Origin of the sequence: Clostridium psychrophilum, assembly GCF_018861705.1 — a bacterium.
Taxonomy (GTDB): Bacteria; Bacillota; Clostridia; order Clostridiales; family Clostridiaceae; genus Clostridium_AD; species Clostridium_AD psychrophilum.
Window position 1 is genome coordinate 1 of the sequence record NZ_JAHLEC010000164.1, and the last position, 4,935, is coordinate 4,935.

5 protein-coding genes are annotated in these 4,935 nt (G+C 29.3%); 2 read left to right on the plus strand and 3 right to left on the minus strand.

All coding sequences use genetic code 11. From position 1 onward, the window contains the following. Positions 1-134: 134 nt before the first annotated feature. Positions 135-1,373: an MFS transporter gene (locus KPL38_RS18140; RefSeq protein ID WP_216290540.1), complete on the minus strand. Its 1,239-nt coding sequence runs from the start codon at positions 1,371-1,373 to the stop codon at positions 135-137. Between the two features lie 58 nt (positions 1,374-1,431). Next, the gene (locus KPL38_RS18145; RefSeq protein WP_216290541.1) at positions 1,432-2,070 is read right to left on the minus strand and encodes an alpha/beta fold hydrolase; all 639 of its coding nucleotides are present in this window, start codon (positions 2,068-2,070) and stop codon (positions 1,432-1,434) included. Between the two features lie 422 nt (positions 2,071-2,492). Between KPL38_RS18145 and KPL38_RS18150 the strand changes: the two genes are divergently transcribed. Continuing rightward, entirely contained in the window at positions 2,493-3,278 is a 786-nt protein-coding gene (locus tag KPL38_RS18150; RefSeq protein ID WP_216290542.1) for a TspO-related membrane protein, read from the plus strand. A gap of 147 nt (positions 3,279-3,425) precedes the next feature. On the opposite strand, the gene KPL38_RS18155 is transcribed toward KPL38_RS18150, so the two are convergent. Further along, the gene (locus KPL38_RS18155) at positions 3,426-4,067 is read right to left on the minus strand and encodes an HAD family hydrolase (protein WP_216290543.1); all 642 of its coding nucleotides are present in this window, start codon (positions 4,065-4,067) and stop codon (positions 3,426-3,428) included. Between the two features lie 288 nt (positions 4,068-4,355). Here KPL38_RS18155 and KPL38_RS18160 point away from each other — a divergent pair, with 288 nt between their 5' ends. Continuing rightward, positions 4,356-4,610 carry a PTS sugar transporter subunit IIB gene (locus KPL38_RS18160; protein WP_216290544.1) on the plus strand — a complete coding sequence of 85 codons (255 nt, stop codon included), beginning with the start codon at positions 4,356-4,358 and terminating at the stop codon, positions 4,608-4,610. Positions 4,611-4,935 lie beyond the last annotated feature (325 nt).

Sequence of the window (4,935 nt, forward strand, 5' to 3'; positions counted from 1 at the left end):
GTTTTTTATTGAAATTTTCATATTAATTTACAATATTTTCAAGAGGCATAGCCTAAAATTTGAAATAGCTTAACTCCTACCGGAGAAAATATAGCTTTTTGTGGCTTAATCTTACTATTTGTTTAATATCTTCCTCAGTTATTTTTCCCTTCCTTGAAAAAAGCTTTAAATATTATCCAAGCAAGCAATGTAGATCCTGCAGCAAACCAGGTTGGAAGATTAATATTAACTGCGGTTACAAAACCCGCAATAATAGGTGGCAATGCCTGTGCTAATGATGAAATAGATTGATTAATTCCAAGAATTTCTCCTTGTTTATCTCTATCTACTAAATTAGAAATAATAGCTGTCCCATTCGGTTGATTAAGGCCTTGAAATATTGCTATAAATGGAACTATTAAATATAACCATACCCTTTGATTAGGTATTAATAAAAACGGAAAACTTATTGCTAATAGAACTATTGAATAGCTAAGTATTTTTGCGGGCTTAAACTTTTTTGAAAGTGGTCTCAAAACTGCTCCTTGTGCAATAGCTATCCAAAGACCCATATAAGCAAAAAAATCGCCAACTTGAGATTGAGTGAATTTAAACTTTCCGTACAAAAACACTTGGAAAAACTGTGTAAAAAAATTAAATCCTACTGTTAACAAAAAAACCACTAAAAACATTACTCTTAAATCTTTAAATGTAAATGCTTTTTTAATATTTGTAAAGCCTGTAAATAAATTCACTTTAACTGCTCTTTTAATTACTAATGTTTCAGGGAAATTCAAAAATACTAAAACCACATTAATAATTGCTAGTAATATAGTAAGATAAAATGGCGTTGCGTAAGAAAACCAACTAACTACGGAAGAATCAGAAAGCTTTCCACCAATATATGGTCCTATAATAAAACCTAATCCAAAAGCCATTCCAATTAATCCAAAGTTTCTAGATTTTGTTTCATCAGTGCTCACATCAGCAATTGCAGACTGCGCTATAGATATATTTCCTCCTGTAAAACCATCAATGATTCTTCCTACGAATAAAAGATAAAGGTTTGACGAAAGTATGCCTAGTATAAAAACTGCATATCCACCAACTGTACCAACTAAGGATAATAGCAATAATTTTTTTCTACCTTTTTGATCAGCCAGAGAGCCCAAAATTGGTGCACCAAAAAACTGTGCTAATGGATATGAGGCTATCAAAAAACCATATATTAAAGTTCTAGTTGAAAAAGAATATGTCACTTTTAATATACCATTCACCGGGTCAAGTAAAAGAGCCGGTAATATTGGTATTATAATACCTAATCCCAATAAATCTAAAAACACAGTAAAAAATATCGTCCCTATTGAAAATTTTTTATTTTTAATAAAATTCACTCCAATCTTTTACTTTATTATTAATAATTAACATTTTAATATGTTTGTTATTTGCTCCTTAATTTTCGCTTATAAATTTAACTATGGATTTACCTATAATATTTTGCTGATCCTCTCTTGTTATTGTAGCTGTATTGTCGCCCTTCTGAAGTCCATACCAACCGTTTTGAGAATGATTACCCCCCTTAATAGGAATCCATTTTGTACTTTTCGGCAATAGTTTTTTAGAATCATCTATCTTATCCTTTCCAACAAATCCGTCTCTAGTCCCATATATTGACAAAACTTTCAAAACACTTGATGATAGATTGCTACTCTTCTGCGGATATGATGCTAAGAGTATTAAGCCATTAATTTTGTCTTGGTTTTTGTATGCAAATTGTGCAGCCATAACCCCTCCAAGGGAGTGACCAGCTATATACCACTGCCTAATTTTAGGATATTTTTCTATCACCTTTTCTGCCTTATTAGGAGAAAATACAGCAAGATTCAATGGCATTGGTACAATTACAACTTTTAAACCAGATTCAGCTAATTTCTCAGCTAAAGGTGCATAAGCCTGCGGTGCAACCTTCCCACCAGGATAAATAATTAGACCTTTCGTAATTATTTTGTTTTTAGCAGTATATTCAATCCAAGGTGAACCTTTATATTCAACCTTATCATTTGAATGCAACACAATTTTTACTTCCGGCATAACTCTATAATAATCGTTTGTATATGCTGCAATTACTATTATAATTATTATGGGAACAAGTAATAAGTAATATTTCCACTTATTTTTGATAAAAATTTTCAACTTATATCACCTCTTAATGTACTATGATTTATATCTATCTTTTCCATAGTATTCACTACTTCAAGTTATGTAACCGTAATTCTATAATCTTAACTATAATGCTATATTTTAAGCAATAAATCAAGCAATAAATAAAACAATTTCTCCAATTGAATATATAATTGTTTTTAGTTGAATACTTTAAATAATAGATAGAATTTTAGTTTTATAATTATTAATCAAATTTAATGCTACTTATGATTATCGTGTCATTAATAGAAAAAGTTAGTTAAATAAAATTAAAATTTTAAATAATAACAAAATTGGATGGTGATTTAATAATGTCACAAGTAAGAAAAATAAAAGTTCTAAAAACTTTCACTGTGATTAGTTTTATTCTCATGGTTACTATTAATGCTTTAGCAAATATTTTACCCATTAATGGTATAACAACTGGTGGAGTTTCAGATTCCTATCCTAATCTATTTGCACCTGCTGGCATCACATTTGCCATATGGGGAATAATATACCTGTTGCTTGCTGGATTTGTGGTGTATCAATTGGGACTTTTTAAGGGGACTGATACTAAAACTATAGTTGAACTTATTGGCGGTTATTTTATTATATCTTCCCTGACCAATGCGGCATGGATATTTAGCTGGCAATATAAAGTTATTTCACTTTCAATGATTTTAATGATAGTACTACTAGTTTGCTTAATTAAAATTAATATCAAAATAAACTCAATAAAACTAACCTCAAAAGAAAAATTATTTGTAAAACTTCCCTTTAGCGTTTATTTTGGGTGGATTACTGTAGCAACAATAGCTAATGCAGCCACATTGCTTGTTAGTTTAGGCTGGAATGGTTGGGGCTTATCTGAGCAGATTTGGACAATAATTATATTGTTAGTTGGACTTATTATTAGTATGGCTACAACGCTAAGAAATAAAGATATCCCCTATGGGATAGTTATATTTTGGGCTTATTTGGGAATTCTTATCAAACATGTTTCCTCAAATGGTTTTGCAAGTCAATATACTGGAATTATCACTACACTAGTCATTTCGTTAATTATTATTTTCATATGTTTATTATTTGTTGCAAAAAATAAAAGAAATGTATGATAACAAATTTTATAAAAAGATATTGTAAAACTTTAAAAATATAAAAAATGATTCAGTTATTAGGCTATTGGATATTTTTCGACTATTTTAATTTAGGTGTATTTTAAGGGATTCCCCGTTTGGGAATCCCTTATGTTGTGTTCCGCTTTAATACAAACATTCAAAAGACTCTATGTATCTATCACAAAGTAACTGCATTTCTTCTTTTGATTTACCTACTGCTTCATCATACACTCCAATGGTATAAAATCCAGCTTTTTTTGCCGTTTTTATTGCATAATCAGCATCTTCGTAGACCACAGTATCAGATACATCTGCTCCCATTTTCCTTAAAGCAAGATAATAACTATCTGGTTCACTTTTCCCGATTCCAACCTCATCACAACATACCACAAAAGAAAAATATTGTAACACCTCAAGGCGGTTTAGTGCTACCTCTGCTAGTTCTACTGGTGTAGCTGTAACCACACACATAATTACGCTATCCTTTTTTAATTTTGAAAGATAATCTCTCACATATGGTTTTAATGGCATTTCATACTTGTACTTATCCTCAATTAATGTATTCACATCAGAAATAACCTGCTTCACGCAATCTCTGATTCCAAACTCTTTTCTAAAGTAATTCGCAGATTCTGTCATAGACATTGCGCTTATTATTTTGCATAAATTTGGTGGAGCTTTAATTCCTTTACTTATCAAATAATTCTTTCCAAGATTTTTCCAGATAGCCATAGAATCTGTGATTGTACCGTCCATATCAAAAATAGCATATCTATATTTTTTCAATATTCATTCCTCCATTTATAATTACTCAAATCATATTACTGATACATTTATCCATCCGCAGTTGTTTATTCACCTATTATATTATATCTATAAAAATTAGTTATCAAAAATTTTTTTTATAACCAAGCACTTTTACTTATATAACTGCGGTAATACTACAGATAATACTTAACTTTATGTATACAAATTAAAGCTATAATGTTGTTCTGTAAACGGTATTAATTTATATGAAATTTATAACAAATAAAACAATGGAGGTTAATATGAAAAAATATATTAGTTGCAACTGTGACTTCTCAACATAAATTAGAGGCCGCAGTAAATTATATTAAAGAATATTGCGTTAAAAAGGTGATTGATGTAGAAGTAGAAAGCGCTAGCGTTTATACTATGAATATTGAAACTATAAACCCAGATGTTATTGTTTTGATAAGACCCAATAATATTAAGTTAGATGTACCCGTTATATCAGGTTTAGCATTTGTAACGCAGTTAGGAAGAGATGCTACATGTGATAAAATTATCGCATCTTTAAAGTTATAAAATTGATAATAAGAAGCAGTAAAATATCCTCTTATTGGTTATAATTAATTTACGACAAATAAAAGGATATTCCTCTTTAATTTAATTTAATTTATTTTTATTATACTTACTCCAAGCTGGGATTATGTCTTACGATTCAAAATTATTAATTGTGATTTTTATTAATCTAAATACAAATTTACTTTCTATTTTTAATTTCGTTATATTCTATATAATGATTAAGCCACAAAAAGCTATATTTTCTCCGGTAGGAGTTAAGCTATTTCAAATTTTAGGCTATGCCTCTTGAAAATGTTGTAAATTAATATGAAAATTTCAATAAAAA

Coding starts and splice junctions, on each gene's coding strand:
- KPL38_RS18145 (WP_216290541.1), bottom strand. CDS start 2,070: ATGCCGGAAGTAAAAATTGTGTTGCATTCAAATGATAAGGTTGAATAT.
- KPL38_RS18150 (WP_216290542.1), top strand. CDS start 2,493: ATGTCACAAGTAAGAAAAATAAAAGTTCTAAAAACTTTCACTGTGATT.